The sequence below is a fragment of the Bartonella sp. CL71SXKL genome (assembly GCF_042194935.1).
GTDB lineage: Bacteria > Pseudomonadota > Alphaproteobacteria > Rhizobiales > Rhizobiaceae > Bartonella.
This window is the reverse complement of the sequence record NZ_JBHINI010000080.1, coordinates 1-1,095: the sequence shown is the minus strand read 5'-3', so window position 1 is coordinate 1,095 and position 1,095 is coordinate 1. Positions and strand designations below refer to the sequence as shown.

General features: G+C 34.2%; 1 protein-coding gene and 1 pseudogene. Both read left to right on the top strand.

Features of this window, described 5'->3' with window-relative positions; genetic code table 11:
* Nucleotides 1–24: 24 nt before the first annotated feature.
* Nucleotides 25–114, top strand: a pseudogene (locus tag ACFILA_RS09565) (TrwG protein); the annotation flags it as partial.
* Nucleotides 115–180: 66 nt separating this feature from the next.
* The gene (locus ACFILA_RS09560; protein WP_375661129.1) at nt 181–1,083 is read left to right on the top strand and encodes a type IV secretion system protein; all 903 of its coding nucleotides are present in this window, start codon (nt 181–183) and stop codon (nt 1,081–1,083) included.
* Nucleotides 1,084–1,095: the final 12 nt, after the last annotated feature.

The window sequence follows — 1,095 nt, the reverse complement described above, 5'->3', positions numbered from 1 at the left end:
TGCCGAAATCAAGCGAGGAGACAGATGAAAACAAAACAAGCAAAACCAGTGAAAGCCGAACAACTTAGAAGTTATTATGAAGAAAGCCGTGGCTTAGAACGTGATCTTATCAACTGATTTATGAAGTTAATAATGTAATGGTCAGTCTTCTAAATATGTGAAAATTAAAAGGAATAAAATATGCAAAAGCTGATTATTATCATAGCAATTAGTGCGTTTCTTGGAACAACAAACTTAGTAAGAAGTAACACTCTTACTAAGCAAGGAGGAGGTCATAGCCGTTTTGCAGTTCCTAGTCTGGGGTCAGGAGGGCTCGATTCAAGCACCAATTATAAACCAAAAATACCACCAAGTTACATTCCACCACATAATCCCCCCAATGTTACAATCAGTCCTTCTACTTTTGGAAAGGAAATAAATCCCGCACCTTCTCAACCTAGTGGCTCTAAGCCATCTAAACCAGCTTTCGTGTCTGCTTCACCAGCAGAATATCTGGAGCTTATTAATCTATTAAAAAAAGAGGAAATTATTGAGCTCTTAAAAAAACAGCTTGCGTTGAAAAAAGAACAAAATTCACAAATAGAAAAAACCTATCAAGCTATAACAAAGAATCAGAAAACTGGATTTAAAACAATAGACTTTTCTAGTTTTTTTCTCAAAGAACCAGAATTGCTCTATAAGAGTGATAAGCTTTCAAGAGAATCATATCAAAAGGTATTAGAGGACGAAAACAAAATTTCTGGGTCTTTTAATCAAATGGGCAAAGCTATTTCGGAACGCTTAAAATTTGCATCGATACTAGATAAAGCTGTAAGTTTAGAAACTTTTGAAATCGCAGAAAATCGTTTTCAATACCTCAAAAATCTATTAGATGAAGTTAAAACAAAAGAAAACCTGAAAGATATTGCAGATCTTCAAGCACATATAGATGGTTCATTAGCCATGATCCGAAATGAATTTATAAAGATGGAAATGGTAGCGTATTTACGTGACGCTGAGCAATCACTTATCAAAAATAAAAGACGCGAACTTGATATGAAAATTTTTGACAATGAAAAAAAAGAGATGCCTATCATACGGTGAAAACAAAAGCCA